The sequence below is a fragment of the Streptomyces sp. MP131-18 genome (assembly GCF_001984575.1).
Lineage (GTDB): Bacteria > Actinomycetota > Actinomycetes > Streptomycetales > Streptomycetaceae > Streptomyces > Streptomyces johnsoniae.
In genome coordinates, this window is the sequence record NZ_LZNS01000001.1 from 5,786,115 (window position 1) to 5,812,451 (window position 26,337).

Annotated in this window: 24 protein-coding genes; 15 read left to right on the plus strand and 9 right to left on the minus strand. The window is 74.8% G+C overall.

Features of this window, described 5'->3' with window-relative positions; genetic code table 11:
* Positions 1-3: 3 nt before the first annotated feature.
* Both STBA_RS26100 and STBA_RS26105 read right to left on the minus strand, forming a co-directional pair.
* Positions 4-2,688: a DUF6531 domain-containing protein gene (locus tag STBA_RS26100; protein WP_077061552.1), complete on the minus strand. Its 2,685-nt coding sequence runs from the start codon at positions 2,686-2,688 to the stop codon at positions 4-6.
* Positions 2,689-2,819: 131 nt separating this feature from the next.
* Complete coding sequence (locus STBA_RS26105; RefSeq protein ID WP_253195004.1) at positions 2,820-3,626, minus strand: GNAT family N-acetyltransferase; 807 nt, start codon at positions 3,624-3,626, stop codon at positions 2,820-2,822.
* A gap of 284 nt (positions 3,627-3,910) precedes the next feature.
* On the opposite strand from STBA_RS26105, the gene STBA_RS26110 reads away from it, so the two are divergent.
* The 4 genes from STBA_RS26110 (at position 3,911) to STBA_RS26125 (ending at position 9,019) form a co-directional block, all read left to right on the plus strand.
* Complete coding sequence (locus STBA_RS26110; protein ID WP_216355973.1) at positions 3,911-4,783, plus strand: AAC(3) family N-acetyltransferase; 873 nt, start codon at positions 3,911-3,913, stop codon at positions 4,781-4,783.
* A gap of 322 nt (positions 4,784-5,105) precedes the next feature.
* On the plus strand, positions 5,106-5,768 hold the full coding sequence (locus STBA_RS26115) for a pyridoxamine 5'-phosphate oxidase family protein (RefSeq protein ID WP_253195006.1): 663 nt from the start codon (positions 5,106-5,108) through the stop codon (positions 5,766-5,768).
* A 64-nt stretch (positions 5,769-5,832) separates the two neighbouring features.
* Positions 5,833-6,570, plus strand: coding sequence for an HAD-IA family hydrolase (locus STBA_RS26120; RefSeq protein ID WP_077061553.1), 738 nt, complete (start codon positions 5,833-5,835; stop codon positions 6,568-6,570).
* Positions 6,571-6,577: 7 nt separating this feature from the next.
* Positions 6,578-9,019: a glycosyl hydrolase family 65 protein gene (locus tag STBA_RS26125; protein ID WP_077063610.1), complete on the plus strand. Its 2,442-nt coding sequence runs from the start codon at positions 6,578-6,580 to the stop codon at positions 9,017-9,019.
* Here the strand turns inward: STBA_RS26125 and STBA_RS26130 are convergent.
* From STBA_RS26130 to STBA_RS26145, 4 genes are all read right to left on the minus strand, one after another.
* Positions 9,004-9,915, minus strand: coding sequence for a universal stress protein (locus tag STBA_RS26130; protein WP_077061554.1), 912 nt, complete (start codon positions 9,913-9,915; stop codon positions 9,004-9,006). The two genes, STBA_RS26125 and STBA_RS26130, sit on opposite strands and share 16 nt — an antisense overlap.
* Positions 9,916-10,039: 124 nt before the next feature.
* Complete coding sequence (locus tag STBA_RS26135) at positions 10,040-10,390, minus strand: nitrite reductase (NAD(P)H) small subunit (protein WP_077061555.1); 351 nt, start codon at positions 10,388-10,390, stop codon at positions 10,040-10,042.
* Positions 10,387-12,987: a nitrite reductase large subunit NirB gene (nirB, locus tag STBA_RS26140; protein WP_077061556.1), complete on the minus strand. Its 2,601-nt coding sequence runs from the start codon at positions 12,985-12,987 to the stop codon at positions 10,387-10,389. Before nirB ends, STBA_RS26135 begins: the two co-directional genes overlap by 4 nt.
* A gap of 3 nt (positions 12,988-12,990) precedes the next feature.
* Positions 12,991-14,289: an FAD-dependent oxidoreductase gene (locus tag STBA_RS26145; RefSeq protein WP_077061557.1), complete on the minus strand. Its 1,299-nt coding sequence runs from the start codon at positions 14,287-14,289 to the stop codon at positions 12,991-12,993.
* A 120-nt stretch (positions 14,290-14,409) separates the two neighbouring features.
* Between STBA_RS26145 and STBA_RS26150 the strand changes: the two genes are divergently transcribed.
* The 9 genes from STBA_RS26150 to STBA_RS26195 all read left to right on the plus strand — a co-directional run bounded on the left by STBA_RS26150 (position 14,410) and on the right by STBA_RS26195 (position 19,733).
* On the plus strand, positions 14,410-15,342 hold the full coding sequence (locus STBA_RS26150) for a sulfotransferase (protein WP_077061558.1): 933 nt from the start codon (positions 14,410-14,412) through the stop codon (positions 15,340-15,342).
* Positions 15,343-15,362: 20 nt separating this feature from the next.
* A complete protein-coding gene (locus STBA_RS26155) occupies positions 15,363-15,899 on the plus strand; it encodes a GNAT family N-acetyltransferase (protein ID WP_077061559.1) in 537 nt (178 codons plus the stop codon).
* A gap of 252 nt (positions 15,900-16,151) precedes the next feature.
* Positions 16,152-16,736, plus strand: coding sequence for a DinB family protein (locus tag STBA_RS26165; protein WP_077061561.1), 585 nt, complete (start codon positions 16,152-16,154; stop codon positions 16,734-16,736).
* Positions 16,737-16,808: 72 nt separating this feature from the next.
* A complete protein-coding gene (locus tag STBA_RS26170) occupies positions 16,809-17,150 on the plus strand; it encodes an IS5/IS1182 family transposase (protein WP_077061562.1) in 342 nt (113 codons plus the stop codon).
* 250 nt (positions 17,151-17,400) lie between these two features.
* On the plus strand, positions 17,401-17,613 hold the full coding sequence (locus STBA_RS26175; protein ID WP_077061563.1) for a hypothetical protein: 213 nt from the start codon (positions 17,401-17,403) through the stop codon (positions 17,611-17,613).
* On the plus strand, positions 17,606-18,133 hold the full coding sequence (locus STBA_RS26180; RefSeq protein WP_107485272.1) for a DUF6879 family protein: 528 nt from the start codon (positions 17,606-17,608) through the stop codon (positions 18,131-18,133). The genes STBA_RS26175 and STBA_RS26180 overlap by 8 nt, the downstream gene beginning before the upstream one ends.
* 29 nt (positions 18,134-18,162) lie before the next feature.
* Positions 18,163-19,005, plus strand: coding sequence for a helix-turn-helix transcriptional regulator (locus tag STBA_RS26185; protein ID WP_077061565.1), 843 nt, complete (start codon positions 18,163-18,165; stop codon positions 19,003-19,005).
* Between the two features lie 102 nt (positions 19,006-19,107).
* Positions 19,108-19,344 carry a DUF397 domain-containing protein gene (locus STBA_RS26190; RefSeq protein WP_077061566.1) on the plus strand — a complete coding sequence of 79 codons (237 nt, stop codon included), beginning with the start codon at positions 19,108-19,110 and terminating at the stop codon, positions 19,342-19,344.
* 2 nt (positions 19,345-19,346) lie between these two features.
* Entirely contained in the window at positions 19,347-19,733 is a 387-nt protein-coding gene (locus STBA_RS26195) for a hypothetical protein (protein WP_079252178.1), read from the plus strand.
* A 25-nt stretch (positions 19,734-19,758) separates the two neighbouring features.
* Here the strand turns inward: STBA_RS26195 and STBA_RS26200 are convergent, their stop codons facing one another.
* The 3 genes from STBA_RS26200 to STBA_RS26210 form a co-directional block, all read right to left on the minus strand.
* Positions 19,759-21,270 (minus strand): bifunctional phosphatase PAP2/diacylglycerol kinase family protein, encoded by a 1,512-nt coding sequence (locus tag STBA_RS26200; RefSeq protein WP_077061568.1) that lies wholly within the window; start codon positions 21,268-21,270, stop codon positions 19,759-19,761.
* Between the two features lie 117 nt (positions 21,271-21,387).
* A complete protein-coding gene (locus STBA_RS26205; protein ID WP_171987793.1) occupies positions 21,388-21,765 on the minus strand; it encodes a cupin in 378 nt (125 codons plus the stop codon).
* Between the two features lie 44 nt (positions 21,766-21,809).
* Positions 21,810-24,029, minus strand: a complete 2,220-nt coding sequence (locus tag STBA_RS26210) for a molybdopterin oxidoreductase family protein (protein ID WP_077061569.1) — start codon at positions 24,027-24,029, stop codon at positions 21,810-21,812.
* Positions 24,030-24,189: 160 nt separating this feature from the next.
* Here STBA_RS26210 and STBA_RS26215 point away from each other — a divergent pair, with 160 nt between their 5' ends.
* Together STBA_RS26215 and STBA_RS26220 are read left to right on the plus strand one after the other, a co-directional pair.
* Positions 24,190-24,933 carry a CbiX/SirB N-terminal domain-containing protein gene (locus STBA_RS26215; RefSeq protein WP_366510887.1) on the plus strand — a complete coding sequence of 248 codons (744 nt, stop codon included), beginning with the start codon at positions 24,190-24,192 and terminating at the stop codon, positions 24,931-24,933.
* Positions 24,934-24,977: 44 nt separating this feature from the next.
* Positions 24,978-26,276: a deoxyguanosinetriphosphate triphosphohydrolase gene (locus tag STBA_RS26220; RefSeq protein ID WP_077061571.1), complete on the plus strand. Its 1,299-nt coding sequence runs from the start codon at positions 24,978-24,980 to the stop codon at positions 26,274-26,276.
* The last annotated feature ends 61 nt before the right edge of the window (positions 26,277-26,337 follow it).

Genomic DNA, 26,337 nt, shown 5'->3' on the forward strand with positions numbered 1-26,337 from the left:
GCCTCAGCCCCGCCGCCCGGCGTGCGGGTCCGCCGCGCCCGCGCCGGTCCCCGCCACGGCGTGCAGCAGGTCGAGCCAGCCCCGCGGCCCCGGCCACGGGCCGCCGCCGGGCAGCCCCTCCGGGGCGCTGTCGCGCAGCGGGTGCGCGACATAGGCGTAGGGCGCCGGGCCCACGCGGCGCGGATCGGGGGAGAGGTAGCACGCGGCGGCCGGGTCGTAGTAGCGGCGCAGGTGGTAGTACAGGCCGGTCTCCGGGTCGAGGAGCTGCCCGGGGAAGCCGAGCCGGCACTCCGCCGTGTCCTCCGTGCCCGCAGCGCCCGCCGGGTCCGGCGCTCCCCAGAAAGAGGCGCGCCGCCGCCAGACGACCGTGCCGTCCGCGCCCAGGAGTTCGGTCGGTGTCCCGAGCGGGTCCGTGACGGCGGCGTGCCAGACCGCCGCGCCCTCCGGCGCGTGGGTGGTCTGTGCCAGCGGCCGGTGGCCCGCCGGGGCCCAGTGCCAGACGGTGGCCGTGCCGTCCGGGCGGCGCTCCTCGGCCGGTTTCGTGCCCTCCCAGGCGTACGTCGTCTCGGTCACCACCGCGCCGTAGTCGTCGAGCAGTTGCTTGGCGACCCGGCGCCCGAGAGGGTCGTACACGTAGTGCCAGTGCCGGCCCTCCGCGGTGACCACATCCGTCAGCCGGTCCAGGGCGTCCCAGCTGAGGCCGAGCCGCCCCGCCTTCACGACGCGCCCCTGGCCGTCGTAGCGGTGGTTGCCGGTCGCGCCGGCCAGTCCGCCCTCCGCGTCCTGGCCAAACTTCTGGGTGCCGCCGGGGCCGTGGACGGCGAGCACCCGCCCGGCTGTGTCCAGCGTGATGTCGAGCACGCCGACCGCCGGGTCCGCGACGCGCACCGGCGCGCCGTCCTCCCGGTAGTGGAACGTGCGGCGCAGCCCGGCCGGCAGGACCAGCGCGGCCGGGCGGCCCGCCGCGTCCCACTCCTGCCGCAGGACGGGGCCGGCGTCGCCGAGGCGCCGCGCGATCTCGCGCCCGGCCGCGTCGTATGCGAACGCCAGGCTGCCCGGCCCGGCGTGCAGGGCAGCCGGGCGGCCCGCCGCGTCGTACTCCCAGCGGGTCACGGCGCCCGACGGCGTGTGCCGTTCGGTCCGCCGGCCCTGCGCATCGTGGGCATACCGCATGGTGCGGCCGTTGCACGTCTCGGCAATCACCGCGCCCGAGGAGGCGTCGCGTTCCCAGGTCAGCTCCGTCTCCTCGTTGGCCGCCGCGATCAGCCGGCCGGCCGCGTCGTAGCGGAAGCGCGCGATGCCGCTGTCGGTGCGCTGTTCGATCAGCCGGCCGCACCCGTCGAGGGTGTGGGAGACGCGCTGACCGGCGCCGTTCGTCCAGCCGACGTGCTGCCCGGCTGCGTCGTAGCGGTGGCGCAGGGCGCGGCCGGCGGTGTCCGCCTCGCCGATCAGCCGGCCCGCGGCGTCGTACGTGTAGGTCCAGCTGTTCCCCTCGGCATCGGCGAGGCCCGTCAGGCGGCCTTCCGCATCGTGCTCGCGCCGCAGCCCGTCCTCGCCCGGCTTCCCGCCCGGTACCTCCACCGGCGGCTCCAGCGGTGGCTCGGCCGGCTCCTCCGGGCGGGCGGCCACCGTGCCGTCGGGCAGTGTGACGGCGGTGACGGCGCCGTGCGCGTCGCGCTCCCAGCGCGTGACCCGCCCCAGCGGGTCGGTCAGCGCCACCAGACCGCCGTGCGGCCCCCACTCCCTGCGGGTGGTGTGGCCGAGCGGGTCGGTCTCGGCGACCGGCCGCCCCGCCTCGTCGAACGTGTAGACCGTCGTATGCCCGAGCGAGTCCGTCAGGCGGGTCGTGCGCTCCGCGTCGTCGTAGGCCAGCACGGCGGCCGCCCGGCCGTCCTCCGCGCCCGCCCGGACGACGCGGCCGGACGCGTCGTACGCGTACCGGTACCAGCCCTCCGTGCCGCGCGCCCGGCCGGTGAGGCGCCGCCGCGCGTCGTATTCCAGCCGCTCCACCGGGCCCTCGGCGCTCTCCGCGGCGAGAAGGTTCCCCGCCGCGTCATAGCCGAAGCGGCGCAGCAGCGGCCCCGCGGGGTCGCTCAGCAGCCGCAGTTCGGCGACGCGCCCGTCCCGCGAGGTGACGCCGACGCGGTGCCCGTCGCTGTGCGCCACCTCGGCTGGTGCGCCGCCGTCGTAGGCCAGGCGCACGGCGTTACCCCGGCCGTCCGTCACCTCCACCAGCGGCAGTTCCGCGCCGGCCGCGCCCGGCACGGGCCGGTAGTGCAGCGAGTGCCCGGTCTCGGGCCGCCGCACCGTCATCGTCCCGCCGGGCCGCCCGTCCCAGGTCAGCGGCCAGCGCGGCCCGGCCGTCGGCAGCACGGCCGCGGCCGGCCCGGGGACCGGGTAGTCGAGGACCCGGCCGTCCTCGGCGATCAGCCGGACGCCGTCGGGACGCAGGACCAGGCACTGGTCGAGGGTGGAGCCCCAGCCCTTGCCGAACCGCCTACCCGCCTTCGTCCCGGCGCGGTAGTGCCGGACGAGCAGCAGCGGCAGCGCGCCGGGTATGTACACGTCGGTGGCGGCCAGCGCCACGCCTCCCGTGGCCGGATCGAGCCCGCGCCGCCTGGCCGCGGCGCCGGGGGCGGGTGGCGGAGGCGGAAGCTGACCCAGGTGCTCCGCGGCCAGGCCGGGCATGCGCCCCCCATGTCTGGTTGTCGTCCGGTACGTCGCCACCGACGGTAGTTGCGGTCCTGGTGTGGTTCAACCGTGGAATTGTCACAGGTCAGGGACGGTGGGCGGGACGTTCCCGCACGCCGCGGCAGGGGTCAGGACGGGGCGTGGCCCAGGCCGAGGCGTGCGGTGACGGCGTTGTCGTGGCGGGTCACGCTCGCGCACAGCGCGGACAGGATGCGCTGCGAGGCGATGTTGTCGGGGGTCGTCTCGGCCACCATCCGCACCGCGCCCCCGGCCCGCGCGATCCCGGCGAGCTGCCGCAGCACCGCGCCGCCCACCCCCGCCCCGCGCACGGAGCGCCCGAGCCACACGCCGGCCTCGACCGACCCAGGCTCCTCCGCCACCGGCGCGAGCCGGGCGGCACCCACCACGCCGCTCGCACCGCCCGCACCACCCGCGCCGTCCGGCCCGGTGAGCACGATCGCGTAGGTGGACTCGACGGGCCTGGCCGACAGCGAACGGGAGCGGTGGAAGCGCACGAACGCCTCGCGGCGCTCCCGTGTCCAGCCGGGCGGGCCCGCGACCGGCGGCATCACATCCAGCGGGTCGGCGTCGGCGACGGCCGCCGCGAGCAGGCGTCGCAGCAGGGCCTCGTCCAGCGGCCGCAGCCGCACATCGCCGCGCACCCGGCCGGTCACGCGCAGCACGCCGTCCACCGCAACCGGCTCGAAGCCGGCGGCGGCGAGCAGCCGCTGCGCGCCCGCCGGGCAGCACGTGCCCGGCCAGGCGACGTCGACACCGCCGCGCGCGACGCGCACGGCGGCACCGCCGAGACCGGCCCCGGCCAGCTCGTCGCGCACCTGGGCCGCGAGGCGGTGCAGCCGTTCCGTGGCGGGATCGCGGACCGGCCGCGGCCCGTGGGCCGGCTCCTCCTCGGGAGCGAGATCGACAGGGCTCACGCGCCAAGGCTAGCGCCCCGTCAGCCAAGGTTCGCCCCGTCGCGACTCCCCCAGCCCCCTCTGGGGGCTGGGAGGTGCCCCCATGCGCACGGCACCTCGCTGCGTTGCCGAATCTTGCGAGTACGTCCCCCAGACTTCGTCCGGGAGGTGCCCCCACGTACGAGCTGCGATCCGGCGCCGGTGGGGGCACCTCCCAGGCCCCCAAGGGCCTGGGGGAGCACCGCACCGGATCGCCGCTCCTTGACGGGCAAACCTTGACTGACGCGGCACTAGCGTTGCCGCGCATGACCCTCTCCGTTCCGCAGCTGGCGGCGGTGGCCGACGAGCTGTTGCCGCCCGGCCGTCCGGTGATGGTGCACGCGTCGCTGCGGTCGTTCGGCGAGCCGGTCGAGGGTGGCCCGGACGGCGTGCTCGACGCGCTGCTCGGGCGCGGGCGCACGGTCCTCGTGCCGGCCTTCACGGAGTCGTTCTTCCTGGCGGCGGCCCCGGCCCACCTGCGGCCAGGGCGCAACGGCACCGACTACGCGACGCCGCCCGACGAGTCAGCGCGGCCGCCGGGGCACGCGTTCCGCGTCGACTGCGGGCTCGTCGACCCGGCCATGGGGGCGCTGCCCGCCGCGGTGCTCGCGCGCGGGGGCGTGCACCGCGGGCTGCACCCGCTGGACTCCTTCGCCGCCGTCGGCCCGCTCGCCGCCGGGCTGGCCGCGGCACAGAGCCCGTCCGACGTCTACGGGCCGGTCCGCGCGCTGGCGGCGGCGGGCGGCACGGTGCTGCTGCTGGGCGTCGGGCTGAGCCGGATGACGGCCCTGCACCTGGCGGAACAGCGTTCCGGACGCCGCCTGTTCGTCCGCTGGGCGCGGCGGCCCGGCGGCGAGGTCTTCCGGTTCCTGTTCCGAGGGTTTCCCCCGGTTCGAGCCGTACCTGCGCCACTGCGCCGCGACGCGGATGGTGCGCGCCTCGCGGTGGACGGCCTACCCGGCCGCCCGGGCGCTGGCGGCGGCGGTCGCCGCGCTGCGGGCCGACCAGACGCTGACGCGCTGCGCGGACCCCTCCTGCGCGGCCTGCCGCGACTCCATCGCCGGCGGCCCCGTGGGGCCGGCGCCGCTCGGCTGACCTGCGCAGGATGCCAATTCGGCGTGCACACGGTAACGGGCTGATCGCGGAGTGGTCTCATCCGGGTCGGAACCCGCATTGGTGGGCAGATATCAGTCGTGCAGGATTTAACCGCTTCTCCGTGGGGCGGCGTGCGGTGAACGGGGAGCCGCTGCCGCCGCTGGAACGGCTGGGGCCGTACCAGCTCATGGGTATGCACTGTGCCCTCTGCGGCAGCTACCTCGGCGTCCGGGCCCGCGAGCTCGGCACCCTGCGGCATCCCCGTTTCGGCTACCCGTTCCGCCTGTGGGCGTGCGCGCCGCGCTGCCCGACGAGCGGGCTGAGCCCGGTCCGGCCATCCTGGGGGTTGGGTCGGAGGTGATGCCGGTGGGCGATGAGACGCGTAATCATCGCAGTGACATCGGGCGGCGCGTCGCGCTGCGCCGCGAGCAGCTGGGGCTCAGCCGCGAGGACGTGGCCGACCGGGCGGGCGTCGCGCCGCAGTACCTGCGCTACCTGGAGGAGCGGCCCGCCTCGCCGAGCCAGGCGTCGCTGACCAGAGTGGCCAGGGCGCTGGACACGACCGTGTCCGAGCTGAGCGGCGTCGAGCCGCAGCCCGCGGGGCAGCACGCCGCCCCGCACGGCAGGCTGATCGAGCTGGACACCGACGAGTGCTACCAGCTGGTCGCGGAGCACAATGTGGGCCGCATCGCCCTGGACACGGCGAGCGGGCCGGCGATCGTGCCGGTGACCTACAGCCTGGTCGACGGCGCGATCGTCTTCCGCGTCAAGGCGAACGGCTCGGGCGTCTCGTGCGTGCGCGAGGCGGCGGAGACCGCGTTCGAGGTCGACCACCTCGACGAGCTGCGCGGCGTCGGCTGGAGCGTGCTCGTCGTCGGCAGGCCCCGGCAGATCACCGACCCGGCGGAGGTCGCCGCCCTGGCCGGGCGCACGGGCGCACGGGCGGGGGAGGAGGAACGGGACGCGTCCGAGCTGTGGGTGCGGCTGCACCCGGAACGCGTGACCGGCCGCCGCGTCCCCCTCGATTGAACCCGGCCGGGTTCCGCGGCTCCGGCGAATTGCGGGGGCGGCGGGCGCGGGTTCCCATGGAGTGATGACGACGGTCCCGCAGTTGTGGACGTGCCGCGCGGTGGTGTTCGACACCGACGGGGTGATCACCGACTCGGCCCGGGTGCACGCCGCCGCGTGGAAGGAGGCGTTCGACGCGGTGCCGGGGGTGGAGCCGCCGTTCGACGCGGGGGAGGACTACCGGCGCTTCGTGGACGGGAAGTCGCGCCTGGACGGCGCCGCCGCCTTCCTCGACGCGCGGGGCCTCGGGCTGCCGGTCGGCGATCCGGACGACGAGCCGGGCACCGGGAGCGTGTGCGCCGTCGCGGCGCGCAAGGAGCGGATCTTCGTCCGGATGCTGAACGAGGGCGGTGCCGAGGTCTACCCCGGCACCGTGCGGCTGCTGACCGCGCTGCACGGCGCCGGGGTGCGCTGCGCCGCGGTGTCCGCCTCGCGGCACGCCCGTGATCTGCTGGCGCGCGCCGGGGTGCGGTCGCTGCTGCTGACGGTCGTGGACGGCAACGACGTGGCGAGGCTCGGCCTGCCGGGCAAGCCGGACCCGGCGCTGTTCCTCGAGGCGGCGCGGCGGCTGTCCGTCCCCGCCGCCTCCGCCGCGGTCGTGGAGGACGCGCTGGCCGGCGTCGAGGCGGGGCGGCGGGGCGGCTTCGGCGTGGTGGTGGGCGTGGACCGGTCGGCGGCGCCGACCGGCGCGGGCGACCTGCTGCGGAACGGGGCGGACCTCGTCGTGAACGATCTGGCCGAACTGCTCGGCCCCGGGAGGTGAGGTGCGGGTGGCGGAGTGGACGTGGGAGTACGAGGGCTACGACCCGCGCACGGAACGGCTGCGCGAGGCGCTGTGCACGCTGGGTAACGGGTATTTCGCGACGCGCGGCGCGGCGCCCGAGACGGTCGCGGGCCCGGCGCACTACCCCGGCACGTACGCGGCGGGCGTGTACAACCGGCTGACGACGACGCTGGCCGGGCGCGATCTTGAGCACGAGGACGTGGTGAACCTGCCGAACTGGCCGGCGTTCCGCTTCCGGCCGCACCCGGACGAGGGTCCGGACGGCACGTGGTTCACGCCGGACGACGATCCGGCCGGGCTGCTGCGCTACCGGCAGACGCTGGACCTGCGGCGCGGCACGCTGAGCAGGTCCGTGCGGTTCCGCGACCCGCACGGGCGGCACCTGGGCGTGGAGCAGTCCCGCCTCGTGCACATGGCGGACCCGCACCTCGCGGCGCTGCGGACGACGTTCACCGCGGAGGACTGGTCGGGCACGATCGAGGTGGACTCCGCGCTGGACGGCACGGCGGCACGGAACACGGGCGTCGCCCGTTACCGGGACCTGGCCTCGCGCCACCTGACGCACATGAGCACCGGCGACGAGGAGCCGGACATCGTGTGGCTGCGCTGCCGCACCCGCGCGTCGGACGTGCGGGTGGTGATGGCGGCCAGGACGCGCGCCGGCGCGGATGCCGGCGCGGACGGCCCGGCGCCGGAGGTGCGGACGCGGCTGACGGACTCCCGCGCCGAACAGCGGCTGCGGCTGCCGATCGGGCCCGGGCGGCCGGTCACGGTGGAGAAGACAGTCGCGCTGCACACCTCGAAGGACCCGGCGATCAGCAGCCCGCTCGGCGCGGCGGTGGAACGGCTGCGGCGGGCACCGGACTTCGCGGGCCTGCTGGACACGCACGCCGCGGCGTGGGAACGGCTGTGGCGGCGCGCCGATCTCGAAGTGCCGGGGGAGTCGGGGCACATCCTGCGGCTGCACCTCTTCCACCTGCTCCAGACGCTGTCGCCCGAGCACACCGCCGACCTGGACGTCGGCGTCCCGGCGCGCGGCCTGCACGGGGAGGCGTACCGGGGGCACGTCTTCTGGGACGAGCTGTTCGTACTGCCCTACCTCAACCTGCACTTCCCCGAGCTGTCCAGATCGCTGATGACCTACCGCTACCGGCGGCTGCCCGCGGCGTGCCGGGCGGCGCGCGACGCCGGCCGGGAGGGCGCGATGTACCCGTGGCAGAGCGGCAGCGACGGGCGCGAGGAGACGCCGGAGGTGCACCTGAACCCGCGTTCCGGCCGCTGGCTCCCGGACAATTCACGGCTCCAGCACCACGTCGGCTCGGCGGTGGCGTACAACGTGTGGCGGTACGGGCAGGCCACCGGCGACACCGAGTTCACGCACACCAGGGGTGCGGAGATGCTGTTCCAGATCGCCCGGTTCTGGGCGGCGTGCGCGGCGTACGACGGCGCGCGCGAGCGCTACCGCATCCGCCGGGTCGTGGGCCCGGACGAGTACCACGAGGGCTACCCGGACGCGCCGGAACCGGGGCTCGACGACAATGCGTACACCAACGTCACGGCGGCCTGGGTGCTCGCGCGGGCGCTCGACCTGGCGCGCACGCTGCCCGCGTCACGCCGGCGCGAACTGTTCGCGCGCATCCACCTGGAGCCGGCGGAACTTGACCGGTGGGACGACGTCTCGCGGCGGCTCCTGGTGCCGTTCCACCGGGGCGTCATCAGCCAGTTCGACGGCTACGGCGAGCTGCGCGAGCTGGACTGGGAGGGCTACCGGCAGCGGTACGGGGACATCAGGCGCCTGGACCGGCTGCTTGAGGCCGAGGGCGACACGGTCAACCGCTACCAGGCGTCCAAGCAGGCGGACGTGCTGATGCTCGGCTACCTCTTCTCGCCCGGCGAACTGGCGGAGCTGTTCGCCCGGCTCGGCTACGAGGTGGACGACGCGGCGTGGCGCCGCACCGTCGACTACTACCTGGCGCGCACCAGCCACGGTTCGACGCTCAGCGGTGTCGTGCACGCCTGGGTGCTGGCCCGGGTGCGGCACGGCGAGGCGTGGACGCACCTGAAGGAGGCGCTGGCCAGCGACGTGTCGGACCTCCAGGGCGGAACGACGGCGGAGGGCATCCACCTTGGGGCCATGGCGGGCACGCTCGACCTGGTGCAGCGCGGGCTGGCGGGACTCCAGACGCGGGAGGGCGCGCTGTGGCTCGACCCGGCGCCGGTGCCCGAACTCTCGGCGTTCGGCTTCTCGGTGCGCCACCGCGGGGTCGCGGTGCGGGTGCGGATGAAGCCGGGCCAGCTGTGGATCGGCGTGCCGCGCGGGGAGGAGACGTCGGTGCGCGTGGTGCTGGCGGACGACAGCGTGGACATCGCCCCGGGCGAGGAGCGGCTGCTGCCGCTGCCCCACGAGCCGCATCAGCCGGGTTCGTGACCCTCCGGGCCGAGCGGCTCCTCGTCCCGGTACGGGACGACCGCGACCGGTGCGCGGGCGTGGTGCAGGGCGGCGTGCGCGACCGGGCCGATGCGGGTGCCGAGCAGCGGGCGGCGCAGGCGGCGGCCCACGACGACGAGCCCGGCCCGGAACGCGGCCGCCGAGAGCAGCACTTCGGCCGCGTTGCCGAAGCGCAGGTGCTCGGTCACCGGCACGCCGGGGAATCGCTGCCGCCACGGCGCGAGCACGCCGGAGAGCACGTCGCCCTCGGCGCTCTCCAGGTCCTTGGCCGCACCGGCGTTCTCCTCCAGGCTGTCCGGCACGTCGGCGCCGAACAGTGACGGCGTGCCCCAGGCGCGCACGGCGCGTACGCCCGAGCCGCGCGCCGCCGCCGTGGTGAACGCGAAGTCGAGCAGCGGCAGCGCGGCCGGTCCCGCGTCCTTGACGGCGACGACGACCTCGCCCTCCGCCTCGTCCCCCTCCCGTTCCTGCGGCTCCGAACGCACCAGCACCACGGGGCGTTCGGTATGGGCGATCACCGGCAGGCCCACCGAGCCGAGCAGGAAGCCGACGACCGGCCCGTGCCCGCGGGAGCCGAGGACCGTCAGCTCGGCCTCCGCCGCCTTGTCGATCAGTCCGGACGAGGCCACCTGGGGGACCAGCTCCGTGGTCAGGGACACGTCCGGGTGCGCCGCCGCGATCCCGGCCGCGGTCCGTTCGAGCAGGGCTCGGGCCGCCTCCTCGTCCGGTGCGGGCGGCACGTAGAGCGGCTCGGTCAGCCAGGCGTGCACCAGGTGCAGCGGCAGCCCGCGGTGCGCCGCCTCCCGGGCCGCCCAGTCCACGGCGGCCAGGCTCTGCGGCGATCCGTCCACGCCGGCGGTGATGGGGCGAGTCATGGCGTTCGCTGCCTCCCGTGCTCCCGTGCTCCCGTGCGGCCTCCGTCCACTCTCGCGCCTTTTGCCGCAGTCGGCGAGGCGGCGGCGACGCGACTCGGGCCACTCGGGCCACTCGGGCCACTGGCTAGGGCCTCGCCTGGCCGCGGCGGGTGGCGTAGACCGGCACCGAACGGCCCGGGTCCGGGTCGTCCAGGCAGGCCCCGGTGGCCAGGTCGAACCGCTGCTTCAGCAGCGGGGAGGCGACGAACGGGCTGCCCCCGTTGCCCGTCGAGCCGACAAGGCCGCGGGAGAGGACATACGCGCCTGTGAACGGGTCACGGTTGCCGATCGCGTACGTCCGGCCGCCGCGGTCCGCGAATACCGCCGCCTGCCCGCCGTCCGGCAGGAGCACGGCCACCCCGCGCCCCGGCGTCAGCTCCGCCGGGCCGCACACCGCGATCCACTGCCCCGCCGTCACTTCCAGCTCCACATTCATGACGCGCTGCTCCCTTCCAGGGTGCGGACCGGCAGCACCGGCCCGGCGAGTATCGTCAGATCCGGCTTCACCTGCTCGCGTTCCGCGACGAACCGGACGGTGGGGTCGGGCGCCCCCGGCGCGTTCACGAAGGACACGAAGCGCCGCAGCTTCTCCGGGTCGCCCAGGGTCTCGGCCCACTCGTCGCGGTAGTTCGCGACGTGGGCGGCCATCAGCGTCTCCAGCTCGTCGCAGATGCCGAGCGAGTCGTGCACCACCACGTCCCGCACGTGCGCGAGCCCGCCCTCGATCCGCTCCAGCCACACCGAGGTGCGCTCAAGACGGTCGGCCGTGCGGATGTAGAACATCAGGAACCGGTCGATCAGCCGCACGAGTTCGGCATCGGACAGGTCCTGCGCGAGCAGGTCCGCGTGCCGTGGGGTGGCGCCGCCGTTGCCGCCGACGTACAGGTTCCAGCCGTTCGCGGTGGCGATCACCCCGAAGTCCTTGCCCATCGCCTCGGCACACTCGCGGGCGCAGCCGGACACCGCCGACTTCAGCTTGTGCGGGGACCGCAGGCCGCGGTAGCGCAGCTCCAGGTCGATCGCCATGCGCACGCTGTCCTGCACTCCGTAGCGGCACCACGTGGAGCCCACGCACGACTTCACCGTCCGCAGCGCCTTGCCGTAGGCGTGCCCCGACTCGAAGCCCGCCTCCACCAGGCGCGTCCAGATCGCGGGCAACTGGTCGACGCGGGCGCCGAACAGGTCGATGCGCTGCCCGCCGGTGATCTTCGTATACAGGCCGAAGTCGCGGGCGACCTCGCCGATCACGATGAGCTTCTCCGGACTGATCTCGCCGCCCGGCACGCGCGGCACGACCGAGTAGGAGCCGTTCCGCTGGAGATTGGCGAGGAAGTGGTCGTTCGTGTCCTGGAGCGCGGCCTGCTCGCCGCCCAGCACGTAGCCGTCCGCGCCGATCGCCGGGGCGAGCGAGGCGATGATCGAGGCCACGGCCGGCTTGCACGTCTCGCAGCCGTCGCCGCCGCGCGCCTCCGGCCGCCCGTGCTCGTCGAGCAGCCGCCGGTAGGAGGTGACGCGCAGCGCCAGCACGATCTCGTACAACTCCTGCCTGGTGTGCGCGAAACAGCCGCACAGGCCGGTGTCGACCGCCACGCCGCCCGCGGCCAGCTCGTCGTCCACCAGCTGGCCGAGCACCTTCAGGCAGCTGCCGCAGCCCGTTCCCGCCTTCGTGCACCGCTTCACCTCGGGAACGCCCGTGCAGCCCTGCTCGGTGACGGCGGCCCTGATGGCGCCCTTCGCGACGTTGTGGCAGTTGCAGACGACCGCGTCGTCCGGCAGCGCCGAGGGCCCGAGCGCCGTCGGCGGGGCCAGTCCCGCGGGCAGCACCAGCTGTTCGGGCGCCGCGGGCGGCACGCTGCCGGTCAGCGGGCGCAGCAGCCCGTAGGCGTCGGCGTCGCCGACGAGGACGCCGCCGAGCAGCGTGCCGTCCTGCCCGATGACCAGCTTCTTGTACACCCCGGAGCGCGAGTCGGAGTAGACCACGTCCAGGCAGCCCGCGGAACGGCCGTGCGCGTCGCCGAAGGACGCCACGTCCACGCCGAGCAGTTTCAGCTTCGTGGAGGTGTCGGCGCCGCGGAACGCTGCCCGGGTGTCCCCGGCCGTGGCGATGGCGTCCGCCGCCGCGGCGGCCATCTCGTAGCCGGGCGCCACCAGCCCGTACACCATGCCGTCCGCGGCGCGGGCGCACTCGCCGATGGCGTAGACGGCCGGGTCCTCGGTGCGGCACCGTTCGTCCACGACGACGCCGCCGCGTTCGCCGGTCGCCAGGCCCGCTTCGCGCGCCAGCTGGTCGCGGGGCCTGACCCCGGCCGAGAAGATCACCAGGTCGGCCGCGACCGTGGAGCCGTCCGAGAGGACCATCCCGGTCACCGCGCCGTCGTCGCCCGCGGTGATCTCCTGCCCGCCGACGCCGGTGTGCACGACGAGGCCCATGTTTTCGACGGTGCGGCGCAGCGCCGTTCCGCCGCCCTCGTCGACCTGGAGTGCCATCAGCCGCGGGTTGAACTCGACGATGTGCGTGGCGAGCCCGAGGCCGCGCAGCGCACCCGCCGCCTCAAGGCCGAGCAGCCCGCCGCCGACGACCACGCCGGTCGCCGCGTCCTTCGCGTACGCCTCGATGGCCAGCACGTCCTCGACGGTGCGGTACACGAAACAGCCGGTGCTGTCGCGTCCTGGCACGGGCGGGACGAACGGGGCGGAGCCGGTGGCCAGCACCAGCGTGTCGTAGCGGAACGTCCGCCCAGAACGCGCCGTCACCACGCGCGCCGCCCGGTCGACGGCCACGGCCGGGTCGTCCACGTACAGGTCGATGCCGTGCCGTTCGGCGAACCCGGCGGGCAGCATGGACAGTTCCTCGGGCGAGGTGCCGGAGAAGTACGAGGTGAGGTGCACCCGGTCGTACGCGGGCCGCGGCTCCTCGCACAGCACGACGACGCGGGCGCGGGCCGTGACCCCCCGGTCGGCCAGCTCTTCGAGGAAGCGCTGGCCGACCATGCCGTGGCCGATCAGCACGATGGTCTCGGTGGTCGTGGACATGCGTCAGTACCCTCCGTCGTGGGTCAGCAGGTGCAGCAGCGGCGTGGTGGGCAGCGGCTCGTCGCCCTCCCAGGCGCGGGCCAGGGTTCCGACGCTCCCCAGGTCGCCGACGAGAATCCCGCCGCGCAGCCGGTCGCCGCGGACGACGATCTTCCGGTAGGCGCCGCGCGTCGCGTCGGCCAGCTGGACGACGTCGTCCCCGGGAGCGGGGTCCGGCTGCCCGAACGCGGCCACGTCCCAGGGCCCCGCCCAGGGCCCGGCGGGCGCGGACGCCTCCTGCCCGGGAAACGCCTCCTGCCCGGGAAGCGTCAGGCGCACCAGCGCGCGGGTGCCGGTGTACGCGGCGCCCGGCTCGCCGGCCAGCACCCGGGCCAGCACGTCGGCCTGGTCCTGGGCGGCCCCGGCGAGCCCGTACAGCACGCCGTCGTGCTCGGCGCAGTCGCCGAGCGCGTACACGTCAGGGTCGGTGCGGGTGCGCAGCGCGTCGTCGACCGCGATGCCGCCGCGCGGCCCGGTCGCCAGGCCCGCCGCGCGCGCCAGGCCCGTGCGGGGGCGGACGCCGCAGGCCAGCACCACCAGATCGGCGGTCAGCAGGTAGCCGTCCGCCAGCTCGACCGCCGTCACCCGGCCGCCGGGCGCCGCCGCGCGCACGCCGCGGACCCGGCACTCGGTGTGCACCTCCACGCCGAGGTCCGCCAGATGCGCGCGCAGCAGCGCCGACGCACCCGCGTCCAGGTGGCGGTCCATGAGGTGCTCGCCCTGCTGTGCGAGCACCACCCGGGCGCCGCGGGCGGCCAGCGCGCGGGCCGCCGACACGCCGAGCAGCCCGCCGCCGATCACCACCGCGGGCGCGCCCTCGCGCACCTCCCGGCCGAGCGCGAGGCAGTCCGTCAGCGTCCGGAACGCGTGCACGCCGGCCGGCAGCCCGGACGGCTCGCCGCCGCCCGGCGTGAACAGGCCCTGGAGCGGCGGCAGTACCGGATTCGAGCCGGTGGCGAGCACCAGTGCGTCGAATGCCTCGGCGGTGCCGTCCTCGCAGACGGCCACCCGCGCGGAACGGTCGATCCGCACCACCCGCACCCCGGTCCGCCAGGCGATGCCCTCTGCCGGGCGCGGCAGCGCGAGCACCCCGGGCGCGTACCGGCCGGCCAGCACGTCCGCGAGCAGCACCCGGTTGTAGGGCGCGTGCGGCTCCTCGCCCAGCACCGTCACGGCCCAGCCCTCACGGCCGCCGAGCTGCTGCGCGAGCCGCGCGGCGGCCATCCCGCCGCCCACGACCACCACACGCCTTGTCGTACCCATGCCCCGAGCGTGCGCGGGCGCTGTTACCCATCGGCATCACTGCCGTTTCTCATAGGCAACGCTGCCCTCAGCGCCCACGCCCGCGGGCTGTGAGCCCGCTACGCTGCGCCCGTGCGGACCATGACCTCGCTCACCTTCGTCGTCGGCACCGGGCGCAGCGGCTCCACCGCGCTGTCCCGCGTCCTGAACCAGCACCCGGACATCCTCAGCCTCAACGAATACCTCTCCACCCTCGGCGACCCCGACGTGGCCCTGCCCGCCCACCCGATCGACGGGCGGACGTTCCTGCGGCTGCTCGCCGAGCCGCACTTCGCCTTCGACGCGATGATCAGGGACGGGGTGCCGATGCCCGAGTTCCTGTGCCCGCGGCCGGGCAGCCCCGCGCTGTGCCTGATGGTGCTGCCGCACCTCACCGGCGAACCGGAGGCCGTGTTGCGCGACCTGGCCGGGGAGATCGCCGCCTGGCCGGCCCGCGCCGCGGCCGTTCACCATCTGGCGCTCATCGGCCTGCTGCGGGCCCGGTTCGGCGGCGAGGCGGTGGTGGAGCGTTCCGGCTACTCCCTGCGCTGGGTCCCGCGGCTGCACGCGGCGTTCCCCGCCGCCCGGTTCGTCCACCTCCACCGCAACGGCCCGGACTGCGCGCTGTCGATGAGCCGCCACGTCGGCTACCGCGTGATCCGCGCGATACGGGACGCACCCGGGGCGGAGCAGCGCCCGGCGGCGGCGCTGCGCGCGCACGCCGACATGTCGCCGGTGCGCTTCGGCACGCTGTGGTCGGAGCTGATCACCGAGGGCGTCGGCCACCTCGGGGAGGTCCCGGGCGCGCAGCGCTCCGTGCTGGCCTACGAGGACCTGCTGAACGACCCGGCCGGTGAACTGACCCGCCTGGCCGCCTTCCTGGGCGTGCCCGCGCCGCGCGACTGGCTGGCCGCGGCCCGAACCCACCTCGACCCCACCCGGCGCGGCGCCGCGGGACGGCTGCCGCCCGCCGAGCTGACGCGCCTGACGGAGAGCTGCACCGCCGGCACCCGCGCGCTGGCAGCGGCCCGATGACGTACAAGGAAGACGCGAAAATGACCGAGGTGCGTACCGCTCACACCGCCGACCTGGACGCGACGACGCTGGCCGCGGCCAGGACTCTGCTCGACGAGGCGTTCGACGGGGATCTGACCGAGCTGGACTGGGAACACGCCCTCGGCGGCGTGCATGCCCTGCTGTGGGCGGGCAGCGACCTGATCGGCCACGCCTCGGTCGTGCAGCGCCGCCTCCTGCACGCGGGCCGCGCCCTGCGCGCCGGCTACGTGGAGGGCGTCGCCGTCCACCGCGACCACCGCGGACGCGGGCACGGCGGGGCCCTCATGGCCGCGCTGGAACGGGTGATCCGTAACGCCTACGATCTGGGCGCGCTGTCCTCGTCGGCCGAGGGCCGCCGGATGTATGTCTCCCGCGGCTGGCTCCCGTGGCAGGGCCCGACGTTCGCTCTGACACCGATGGGCATAGCCCGCACCGAGGAGGACGACGACGGCGTCCACGTCCTCCCGACGCCGGCCGTCCCCCTGGACCGCACCGCCGAACTGGTCTGCGACTGGCGCGACGGCGACGTCTGGTAACGACCGCGGCGGAGGATTACGCGTCCAGCGTGCCGCTGACGACGCCCACGAGGAACACCCGCGCCGTCTCCGGCTGTACCCACAACTCCGGCCCTTGCCCACGGTGCTCAGAGGTTGTCTCACGTGGCAAGTTCCGCGAGCTTCTTGAGTAGCTCGGGGCGGTGGCCATGGCCAGGCTTTGGCTCTGCCGGTCGTTGCGGTCCACGTACGGGATCTTGAGGCCACGAGTAGCCCATGGCAGGCTCATGCCGCGTGATCGATGAATTCGCGAAGGACACCCTGCACGGGAGACTGCGGCGGGACCGCGAGGCGCTGCTCTGGAAGCTCGACGGCTTGTCCGAATACGACGCCCGCCGACCTTTGACAGTGACCGGGACCAACCTCCTCGGCCTGGTCAAGCACGTGGCCAGCGTCGAGGCCAGGTACTTCGGCGAGGTCTTCGACCGGCCTTCCCCGGAACCGCTGTCCCGGTGGCAGGACCATGACGGCAGCGATCTGTGGGCGGCTGAGGACGAGGCGCGCGATCAGATCATCGGGTTCTACCGGCGCACGTGGGAACACTCAGACGCGACGATCGACGAGCTTGCCCTCGATGCCCCCGGCCACGTGCCGTGGTGGCCGGAGCCTTATCGCAACACGAACCTGTTCGCCATCCTGGTCCACGTCCTCGGCGAGACGAACCGGCATGCCGGGCATGCCGACATCCTGCGCGAAGGCGTCGACGGCCGAACCGGGATGCGGCCCGAACACGAGATGCAGATCGATGAGGAAGCCCGCGATGCCTACTGCGCGAAGATCGAGCAGGCCGCCAGATCGGCCGCATCAGTCAAGGCATAGAAGGCCGTCCCACGTGTCTTGATGTTCGAGCGGCATGATGCCGGACGTGAGTGCTGATCTGAACTCTGGGAGCTGGTCGCCCCGTTACTGCCACCGTTCGCGGCTCGGCCGCAAGGTGGCGGGACCGCTCCGCGTGACGAGCGGGCCGTGTTCACCGCAGTGGTGTACGTGCTGACCAGCGGCTGTGCCTGGCGGCATCTGCCGCCGACGTTCGGCACGTCCTCCGCCACCGCACATCGCCGCTTCGCGGCATGGACCGAGGTCGGCCTGTGGCGTCGGCTGCATCGGGCGGTGCTGGACGAACTCGGGGTCCGGGCCGAGGTGGACTGGACCCGCACCACGGTCCTGTGGGCCGCCCGCCGGGTCGACCCCCGCCAACGCCCGCCCCGCGGCGCGGGGGCGGGCACCTCCTGACCGCGCCCTACAGCCCCGACCCGACGAGAAGCGGCACGGCTGGCCGGCCCGGCCCGTTCCGGCGCCACGCGACCGGCCACGACAACACTGCCGCTCGGCGCCGCCTGAGGAAGCACCTATGGGGGGCCTGCCCCCCCAACGGACACGTTGGAGTTGCCGCGACTGTGCAAGTTCGCGCAAGTCGCTGGTAACTCCTTGCGCTCGCGGGCATGCTGAGCGTTCACCGATCATCTGCAGTGAGGGAGACGGAGTGGCACTTCATATGCTCGGCAAAGACCCGGAAAGCCGGGACGGGAACTCGCCGACGGTGTATTACGACGATGCTCGTGACACCTACCTGGTGCAGTCCTGGAAGGTGATCGACCACGATCGGCTTTCGCAAATCGACCTGCCGGAGCACGAAACCGTGATCGAGCTTCCCAGGCGCATGATGCGCTTCTTCAAGGAGGTGAATGGTGGCTGAGGCGCCATCCATCCGGGAGCTGTTTCAAAAGTGCCGCCGTTCGGCGTGGCATCTGGAGATGCGCGACGGCTACATGAAGTCCGACCCGAGTTACATCGCATGGGCTCGTGGCGAGCGGAAAACCGCCGAGGACTTCGATCCCGAGCGCCGTCCCTGGCTGCGGCTGATGCGGGAGTCCACCGACCGGGGAATCGAGGTTCGCAGGGCACGCATCGTTTCCGAGCCGGTCAGCGACTACATCAGATTCGAGCATCATGTCACCGACCCGAATGTGGCAGCCGGTGAGAAGGTCAAATGGCTGCCCCGGCGGCAGGCCACCGACCTTGCCCTTCCGGGGAACGATTTCTGGCTGTTCGACGAAGAAGTGCTGCTCGTGCACCACTTTGACGGGGAGGGCGAATTGGCTCCCGTCGATGCGCACGAACTGGTCGAGGACCCAGCGGTCATCAAGCTGTGTGGCACTGCGTTCGAGGCGATCTGGTCCCGTGCCGTCCCGCATGAGGAGTACCGGCTGAGCTGACCGGCAGGGGAACCCCTCACACTGGTGCCGTGCCCTCATCCTCCAGCGTTCAGCACGCCAGGCAAGCACTCGGCCAGCGTCTGCGCGAGGTCCGGAAGCATTCGGGCCTCACTGCGCGGGCGCTGGCCAAGTTGGCCGGCTGGCACGAGTCCAAGTGCTCGCGTATCGAGAACGGCAAGACATCTCCCTCCATCGGTGACATCCGGACATGGGTCCACCACTGCGGTGCGGAACAGCAGGTGGAGGACCTTATCGCCGCCGCGCACGGCATAGAGGGTATGTATCTCGAATGGCAGCGTCTGTGCCGCACCGGGCTTCGGCAGCATCAGGAGAACGCGGTTCCGCTGTACGAAAGTACTCGCCGCTTCCGAGTCTATGAACCCGGTGTGGTCCCCGGACTCCTCCAAACACAGGCGTACGCGCGGGCGCTGATGGGAGCGATTATTGCCTTCCGGCAGCTGCCCGACGACACGGACGCGGCCGTCGCGGCACGCGTCACGCGTCAACGGGTGCTTTACGAGGGGGATCACCGATTCGCCGTACTGCTGGAGGAATCGGTGCTGCGCACACGAGTGGGCGGCGGCGATGTGATGTCTGCCCAGCTCGGCCACCTTCTGGTCCTGGCCTCGCTGCCACAAGTCAGCCTTGGGATTATTCCGGCGAGCGCGGATCGGGTGATGTGGCCGCTGGAAGGATTCTGGATCTTTGACGAGACCAGTGTGCAGGTGGAACTGGCAACGGCAGAGGTCACCGTCACCCAGCCCAGTGAGGTCGCCATTTATAAACGGACCTTTGCCGCACTCGCCGAGATGGCCGTGTACGGCCCGGCCGCCCGCGCACGTATTACGGCCGCGGTTGACGCGCTCGGGTGAGCGCTGCGCAAGTTGGCGCACATTCGTAGCCGACGTCTCTGCGTCGTCCCTACCTTTCCATTCGTCTCTACTCGACGAACCGAATCGAAAGGCAGGGGTCTCATGGCGACTTGTGACCTGTACGGTGTCCCGCTCGGCGGAGCGGCGTTCCACACTCCCTGCGGTGGGAATCCGCCGGATGCGCCCGAGACGTGTGTGACGCTCGCGCCCATCCCGGGTGTCGAAGGCGCCTACGCGCTCGGTGACAGCAAGCGGCCCTCGGCGGAGCCGCTCCGCTTCACCGCCGAGGAGTTGGCCGCGGCCGGGATTGACCCCGTGCGGTTCGGGCTGTCGGCCTGAACGTGCGGCACGCGCACGCCTACGTGTGGCTCGGCCGCCGGGCGGATTTCGACCGGGAGGCCGAACGGCGGCCGGCGGCGGAGCCGTTCGGCTCCGCCGTGACGCCGCCGCTGCTCGTCGCGCACTGGCTGCGCAGGCCCCCGCACCTGGTCCTGGCCACGTTCGAGAAGCCGGAGGAGGCCGTGGACTGGCTTGCCGAGCGGGCCGGTGAGTACGGCGCGCGGTGGTGGCCGCCCCTGCGGGTGCGGCGCGAGCGGGCTCTCGGCACGCTGAGCTGGGGCGGCGACGTGTCCTGGGGCTGCTACGTGGGCGGCGACCGCTTCTTGTCGCTGGCCCTGGTCAGCTGCCCCAACCGCACCGACCCCGACGCGGCCTGCCCCCTGCGGTGAGTGAGCCCCGGCGCTCGCCGCACCCTCACAGTCCGCCGCCCGGGCCCGGCAGGGGCTCGTCGCCCGGGCGGGCCGGGCGGTAGACGGTCAGGCGGCCGGGGAGCTTGTCCAGCAGCACCGACTCGGGTGCGGGACCGGCCTCGCCGTCGAGTGCGATGCCGGTGCCCTCGCCCAGCTTCGACAGGTGCAGGTACCGCAGCCGCGAAGAGGAGTACACGTGCGAACGCGGCAGCGTGCCGGTCAGTGCGGACAGCACGATGCGGGTCCGCGCCAGCCGCTTGTCGGCGGCCACCATCCGCACGTCGAGCAGCCCGTCGTCGAGGTGCGTGCGGTGCGCGGGCGTGAAGCCCTCGGGCGAATACAGCCCGTTCCCCGCGAACAGCAGCCACAGCCGGTGGGGCTGCCCGTTCAGCTCAAGCTCCACCGGGCGGCCGGTGCGCAGCACGCGGGCCAGCGACACGGCCGCCGCCGGCCACTTGCCGATGCGGTGCTCCAGCGACTCGCGGATGCGCACGAGGTCCGGGTACAGGCCGAGGCTGAAGGTGTTGAGGAAGTGGTGGTCCTGGCCCTCCGCGCCGTCCACCGGCCGGACGCGGGCCAGGTCGACGCGGATGGCGTCGCCGCCGGACACCGCGCCGCCGGTGTCCGCGAAGGTGTGTATCCCCGTGTCGAGGGCGAAGTGGTTGAGCGTGCCGCCAGGGAAGACAGCCAGCGGCAGGCCACGGGCCGCGGCCCGCGCCGCCGCCGCGTTGACGCTGCCGTCCCCGCCGCAGATCCCCAGCGCCCCGCCGAGCGCCGCGGCGCGCTCCGCCGCCTCGTCCAGCAGCTCGCCCAGGTCCGTCTCGCCGGTGCGCTGCACCAGCTCCGCCTTCGGCAGCGTCGCGCGCAGCCGGTCGGCGTCGCTGTCCGCTGCGCCGGGCCCCGCGCTCTCGTTGATGACCACGACCAGGCCCTCGCCCTCCGGCAGCGCGGGCGCCTCGGCCCTGTGGTGCACCAGCCGGCCCGGCGGCGGGCGGCGCGGCCACCAGTGAGCGGTGGCCAGCGCGGCGCTCACGCCCAGCAGGCAGCCGGCGACCACATCCGAGGGGTAGTGCACGCCGACGTAGACCCGGGAGCCGGCGACGGCCGCGGCCACCGGCGCGACGACGGCGCCGTGGCGGCCGGACTCCAGCGCGACGCCGGTGGCGAAGGCCGCGGCGGACGCGGAGTGCCCGGAGGGGAAGGAGCTGGTCAGCGGCTGGCGGGCGAGCCTGCGGGCCAGCGGCACCGCGTCGATCAGGGGCCGCTGGCGGCGGGTGGCGTACTTGATGATCGTGTTGGTCGTGAACGAGGCGAGCGCCAGCGCCGCCACCCCGCGGAGCGCGGCGCGCCGCCCCGGCCTGCCGCCCGCCGCCGCCAGGCCCGCGGCGGCGCCGAGCCAGAGCCGCCCGTGGTCCGCCGCGTGGCTCAGCCGCGGCAGGAAGGACTGGAGAGCCGGCGGGTGGGCGGCGGCGACCCGCTCGAAGATCCGCCGGTCCAGACGGCTGAGCCGTCCCATGACCTGTGCCCCCTCCGGTCCCCGCGCGGCCGGTCCGCGCGTGCCCTTCGAACCTACCCCCGAGCACCGACAAGACTCCCGAACGCGCGCCGCCGGGCCCGTCGCTCCGCTACGCCGCTACGCCGTGCCGGTGCCGCGGCGGGTGTCGTAGACGACGACGGGCTCCTGGTTCGCGGTGACCGTGGTCAGCACGACCACCGCGTCGTCGAGCGCGGTGACGGCGTGCCTGCCCTGCGGAACGGACATCACCTGCCCCGCCGCCAGGTCGGTGTCGCCGTCGGAGGCGTGCAGCCGCACCCTGCCGCGCAGCACGTGGAGGCTGGCCGCGGGCGGGGCGTTGTGCTCCTCCAGCTCGGCCCCGGCCACCAGGGCGATCACGCTCTGCCGCAACGGGCCGTCGTGCAGGAAGAGATGGGCGCTGCGGCCGTGGTCCGCCCCGTGCGCCAGGGTCAGATGCTGTTCGGCGAGCAAGGTCAGGTCATTCATGACACCCATGCTGCCGGGTGGCGGGCCGCCCGCAACCCGGACGGCCGACCGGTTCACGCGCCGCGGGCCGCGCCGCCCGCGGGCGCGTCCGCCCGTTCCACCCGTACCGCGCACACCTTGAACTCCGGCATCCGCGACGCCGGATCGAGTGCCGGATTGGTCACCGTGTTGACGCGGCCCTCGCCGGGCCAGTGGAACGGCATGAACACCGTGTCCGGCCGGATGTCGCGGCTGATGCGGGCCGGGGCGACGGCCCGGCCGCGCCGCGAGACGACGGCGAGCCGGTCGCCGTCGCGGGCGCCGAGGCGCTCGGCGAGCTGCGGGTGCAGCTGCACGAACGGTCCGGGCGCCGCCGCGTTCAGCTCCGCCACGCGCCGCGTCTGCGCGCCGGACTGGTACTGGGCGAGCACCCGCCCCGTGGTCAGGAACACCGGGTACTCGGCGTCCGGCTCCTCCGCGGCGGGCCGGTGGCTGACCGCCGCGAAGCGGGCCAGGCCGTCGGGCGTGGCGAAGCGGTCGAGGAACAGCCGCGGCGTCCCCGGATGCGGCCCGGCCTGGGCGGCCCGGCCTGGGCCGCCGCCGGTGCCGGGCTCGGGGCCGCCGCCGGTGCCGGGCTCGGGGCCGGACTCGGTGCCGGGCTCGGGGCAGGGCCAGAACACGCCGTCCTCCTCGGCGATCCGCCGGTAGGTGATGCCCGAGTAGTCGGCCTTGCCGCCCGCCGAGGCGCGGCGCAGCTCCTCGAACACCTCCTCCGGGTCCACCGGAAAGCCCTTCTCCCAGCCGAGCCGCGCGGCCAGCGCGTTCAGCACCGCCAGGTCGCTGCGGCAGCCGGCCGGCGGCTCGGCGGCCTTGCGGCGCAGCAGGACCCGGCCCTCCAGGTTGGTGAGGGTGCCCGTCTCCTCCGCCCACTGCGTGACCGGCAGCACCACGTCGGCGAGCCCGGCGGACTCGGAGAGCACCACGTCGCACACCACGAGGAAGTCCAGCGCCCGCATGCGTTCCTCGACGTGGGCCGCGCGCGGCGCGGACACCACCGGGTTCGACGCCATCAGCAGCAGGGCCCGGACGCCGTCCGCGGTGTCGCGGCCGAGCGCGTCGAGCAGTTCGTACGCGCTGCGCCCCGGCCCCGGCAGCACCTCCGGGTCGACGCCCCACACGCGCGCCACGTGCTCCCTGGCCGCGGCGTCGGCGAGCAGCCGGTAGCCGGGCAGCTGGTCGGCCTTCTGCCCGTGCTCCCGCCCGCCCTGCCCGTTGCCCTGCCCGGTCAGGCAGCCGTAGCCGGAGCGCGGGCGGCCCGCGCGGCCGGTGGCCAGGCACAGGTTGATCCACGCGCCGACCGTGTCGGTGCCCTTGGACTGCTGCTCGGGGCCGCGGGCCGTCAGCACCATCGCCGCCTCCGGCTCGCAGAACATCCGCACCGCGGCGCGCAGCTGCGGAACGGGCACCCCGGTGATCCGTTCGACCAGCTCGGGCCAGTGCGCCATCGCCGCCGCCCGCGCCTCGTCCCAGCCGGCGGTGCGGGCAGCGATGAACTCCTCGTCCGTGCGGCCCTCGGCCACCACCAGGTGCAGCAGGCCGAGCGCGAGCGCCAGATCGGTGCCCGGGCGCGGCGCGAGGTGCAGGTCGGCCTGCTCCGCGGTCCTGGTGCGGCGCGGGTCGACGACGATCAAGGTGCCGCCGTTCGCCTTCAGCTCGGTGAAGTAGCGCAGCGCGGGCGGCATCGTCTCGGCCGGGTTGGCGCCGACGAGCAGGACGCAGCCGGTGCGCGGGATGTCGGCGAGCGGGAACGGCAGCCCGCGGTCGAGCCCGAACGCGCGGGTCCCGGCCGCCGCGGCCGAGGACATGCAGAACCTGCCGTTGTAGTCGATCTGCGAACTGCCGAGCACCAGGCGCGTGAACTTGCCCAGCGCGTACGCCTTCTCATTGGTCAGGCCGCCGCCCCCGAACACGCCGACCGCGTCCGGCCCGTGCCGCTCGCGGGCCCCGGCCAGGCCCGCCGCGACGCGGTCGAGCGCCTCGTCCCAGCCGGCGGGTTCGAGCGGGCCGGAACGGCCGCGGCGCACCAGCGGCGTGGTCAGCCGGGCCCCCGCGGCCAGCACGCCGGGGGCGGTGCGGCCCTTGCCGCACAGCGCGCCGCGGTTCACGGGGAACGCCGTGCGCTCCACCACGTCGAGTCCGCCGGGGGCGGCAGGCTCCTGGCGCAGCGACATGCCGCACTGCAAGGCGCAGTACGGGCAGTGGGTGTCCGTGACGGCCGGTGCGGGAGCGCTCATACCGGCATGGTGCGCCGCGCGTGTTACGCGACGTCGCCCGCCGCGTTACCCGGCCGCGGCGGCCCGCTCAACCGCGGGCCGCGGGCCCCGTGAGGAGCCGGGCGGCGTTTGGTGACACCGGTGCAACACGTCCGAAATGCCGCGGGCGCAGGCTGGCGGCATGAGGACAGCCCGCCCCGCGCCGACCCTGGTCGCCGTCGCCCACGGCTCCCCGGAACCGGGGGCGCTGCGGTCCGTATCGGCGCTGATCCGCCTGGTCAGGGCGATGCGGCCGGGCACGCGGGTGGAGCTTGGCCACCTGGAGACCGACCGGCCGCTGCTGGCCGACACGCTCGCCCGGCTGCGCGGCGACGCGGTGCTGGTGCCGCTGCTGTTCAGCCGCGGCTACCACGTCAAGCACGACATCCCGGGCGTGGTCGCCCAGGCCGGTCATCTGAACGTGGTCACCGCCGGGTCGCTCGGCCCGCATCCGCTGCTGGCCGAGGCGTTGCACAGCCGCCTCGCCGAAGCGGGCTACCGGCGCGGCACCGCGGTGGTGCTCGCGGCGGCCGGGTCGCGCGACCCGGAGTCCGCGGCCGGGACGCGGTACACGGCGCGCATGCTCTCGGCCCGCCTCGGCGGCGCCCCGGTGCGGCCCGCCTACGCCTCCGCGGCGGCCCCGACCGTGCCGCTGGCCGTCGAGGAACTGCGCGCCGAAGGCCACCGCGAGGTGGCCGTGGCCTCCTGCTTCGTCGCGCCAGGACTGTTCGCCGCGCGCTGCGCCGCCGCCGCGCCCGGCGTCGTGGCGGCGCCGCTGGGGGCGCACCCGGCGCTCGCGCGCCTGCTGCTGCACCGCTACGACCAGGCGCGCGGCGCGCGCACCGGTCCTTACCCGCCGGGGCCCGTGCTGGCCGCCACGGTCTGAAGCCGCCGCGCGCGCCTGTCGGTTCGCCCGGTTACCTTCGGGGTATGCACGCCGCCCGAGACGCCTGCCGGCCCGCCGCCCGCGAGGCCGCCGCCCCGTACGACGAGGCCGCGGCGGAGCGCTGGGACCCCGAGCCGGACAAGCGCCCCGGCCGTACCGCCTTCCAGCGCGACCGCGCCCGCGTCCAGCACTCCGCGGCGCTGCGGCGGCTGGCCGGGAAGACGCAGGTCGTCACGCCGGACGCGCCGGACGCCGAGGCGGCCCCGCGTACGCGCCTGACGCACTCCCTGGAGTGCGCACAGGTCGGGCGCGACCTCGGGGCGGCGTTCGGCTGCGACCCCGATGTGGTGGAGGCCGCCTGCCTCGCGCACGACCTCGGGCACCCCCCGTTCGGCCACAACGGGGAGCGGGTGCTGGACCGGATCGCCGCGTCCTGCGGCGGGTTCGAGGCGAACGCCCAGTCGCTGCGGCTGCTCACCCGTCTTGAGCCGAAGCGGTTCGCGGGCGCGGACGGCCGTTCCGTCGGGCTCAATCTGACGCGCGCCACCCTCGACGCGGCGACGAAGTACCCCTGGCCGCGCGGCGCCCACCCCGAGGACCCGGCCTCGCCCAAATACGGGGTGTACGCGGACGACCTGCCGGTGTTCGCATGGCTGCGGCGGCACGCCCCGGCGGGCGGCCGGTGCTTCGAGGCGCAGGTGATGGACTGGTCGGACGACGTGGCCTACTCGGTGCACGACCTGGAGGACGGCCTGCACGCCGGGCACCTGTCCCCGGCCGCGCTGCGCGCCGGCCCCGAGCGGGCGGAGGTCTGCGCGGTCGCCGCCCGGCGCTACGCGCCGCCGGGCACCGAGCCGGCCGCCCTGTCCGCCGCCCTCGACCGGCTGACCGCGCAGGAGTGGTGGCCGCACTCCTACGACGGCAGCGCCCTCGCGCAGGCCCGCCTGAAGGACGCCACCAGCCAGCTCATCGGCCGGTTCTGCCTCGCCGCGGAGCGGGCCACCCGCGAGCGGTACGGCCCCGGCCCGCTCGGGCGGTACGCGGCCGGTCTCGTGGTGCCCGCCGCGACGCGCCTGGAGTGCGACGTGCTGAAGGCTGTCGCCGAGGTGCACGTCATGCAGCGGCCCGAGCAGGAGCTGCTGCGCGTGCGGCAGCGCGCGCTGCTCACCGAGCTGGCCGAGGCGCTGAAGGACCGTGCCCCCGACGGGCTCGACCCGCAGTACCTGGCGCTGTTCGCCGCCGCGGGAACGGACACGGCGCGGTCGCGGGTGATCGTGGACCAGCTGGCGGCGCTCACGGACGCCAGCGCCCGCGCCCTGCACGCCCGGCTGGCCGGGACCTGACGGCGGCTGGCTCGCTGCGGGACCGCTGCGAGCCAGCCGCGGGGCGGCCCGGGGTGACCTG

What these genes read in the sequence shown, in the direction of transcription:
- STBA_RS26100 (WP_077061552.1), bottom strand. Translation starts at nt 2,688, where the DNA reads ATGCCCGGCCTGGCCGCGGAGCACCTGGGTCAGCTTCCGCCTCCGCCA.
- STBA_RS26130 (WP_077061554.1), bottom strand. Translation starts at nt 9,915, where the DNA reads ATGACTCGCCCCATCACCGCCGGCGTGGACGGATCGCCGCAGAGCCTG.
- STBA_RS26220 (WP_077061571.1), top strand. Translation starts at nt 24,978, where the DNA reads ATGCACGCCGCCCGAGACGCCTGCCGGCCCGCCGCCCGCGAGGCCGCC.
- nirB (WP_077061556.1), bottom strand. Translation starts at nt 12,987, where the DNA reads ATGTCCACGACCACCGAGACCATCGTGCTGATCGGCCACGGCATGGTC.
- STBA_RS26205 (WP_171987793.1), bottom strand. Translation starts at nt 21,765, where the DNA reads ATGGGTGTCATGAATGACCTGACCTTGCTCGCCGAACAGCATCTGACC.
- STBA_RS26200 (WP_077061568.1), bottom strand. Translation starts at nt 21,270, where the DNA reads ATGGGACGGCTCAGCCGTCTGGACCGGCGGATCTTCGAGCGGGTCGCC.
- STBA_RS26215 (WP_366510887.1), top strand. Translation starts at nt 24,190, where the DNA reads ATGAGGACAGCCCGCCCCGCGCCGACCCTGGTCGCCGTCGCCCACGGC.
- STBA_RS26210 (WP_077061569.1), bottom strand. Translation starts at nt 24,029, where the DNA reads ATGAGCGCTCCCGCACCGGCCGTCACGGACACCCACTGCCCGTACTGC.
- STBA_RS26190 (WP_077061566.1), top strand. Translation starts at nt 19,108, where the DNA reads ATGGCGACTTGTGACCTGTACGGTGTCCCGCTCGGCGGAGCGGCGTTC.
- STBA_RS26155 (WP_077061559.1), top strand. Translation starts at nt 15,363, where the DNA reads ATGACCGAGGTGCGTACCGCTCACACCGCCGACCTGGACGCGACGACG.
- STBA_RS26110 (WP_216355973.1), top strand. Translation starts at nt 3,911, where the DNA reads ATGACCCTCTCCGTTCCGCAGCTGGCGGCGGTGGCCGACGAGCTGTTG.
- STBA_RS26145 (WP_077061557.1), bottom strand. Translation starts at nt 14,289, where the DNA reads ATGGGTACGACAAGGCGTGTGGTGGTCGTGGGCGGCGGGATGGCCGCC.
- STBA_RS26150 (WP_077061558.1), top strand. Translation starts at nt 14,410, where the DNA reads ATGACCTCGCTCACCTTCGTCGTCGGCACCGGGCGCAGCGGCTCCACC.
- STBA_RS26120 (WP_077061553.1), top strand. Translation starts at nt 5,833, where the DNA reads ATGACGACGGTCCCGCAGTTGTGGACGTGCCGCGCGGTGGTGTTCGAC.
- STBA_RS26135 (WP_077061555.1), bottom strand. Translation starts at nt 10,390, where the DNA reads ATGAATGTGGAGCTGGAAGTGACGGCGGGGCAGTGGATCGCGGTGTGC.